The sequence below is a fragment of the Paenibacillus sp. 01T422 genome (genome assembly GCF_056398785.1).
Map to the genome: position 1 here is coordinate 1 of NZ_JBFTQB010001536.1, position 599 is coordinate 599.

Genomic DNA, 599 nt, shown 5'->3' on the forward strand with positions numbered 1-599 from the left:
GTATTAAAATGTGACAAAGGGCTCTTCCTAATACAGGAAAAGCCCTTTTGGCGCAGCATCTGTTTTTCGCAAACCTCCTGAGCTTCTATCTGCCTAAACATACAGTTCTAAATCCGTAAAAACCGAGCATTCTTCTGTGTTTATGTGAATAACATTATGAATGATGCAACAGTCTGTATACTGCTGCACTCATTAGGGTAGGAGAAAGGGGCAAGAATGATGGAAGGGTCAGGACGTAGGCAGGGAAAGAAAAGGATTACAACGATGATAAGAGGTTACTTGATGGTGGTAACGATCATCGTTTCATTAATGAATATCGGAGCTCCTGTATTTGCCGGAGGCGATCCAGGGTCTATTCCCTCACAACTGGTCGTGACTTATAACTCGAACGGTGGTTCAACGATTAGTCCTGAATTTGTGTCTTCGTCCGGAGGTACAGTGCTGTTTCAGCATACACCTGTGAAGGAGTGTTACAGCTTCGAAGGTTGGTTTTACGACAGTTCATTGACGCAAGCTTACAAGTCGTCAGATCCAATCACTAGAAACCTAACGTTGTATGCGAAGTGGGCAGCCCTAAATACAAACGCGCAGTGCAACAC

1 protein-coding gene is annotated in these 599 nt (G+C 44.2%); it reads left to right on the plus strand.

What is annotated here, in order from left to right:
• Window positions 1-216: 216 nt before the first annotated feature.
• On the plus strand, window positions 217-599 hold a 383-nt coding region (locus AC1DUA_RS40035), incomplete at its 3' end, for an InlB B-repeat-containing protein (protein WP_477504934.1).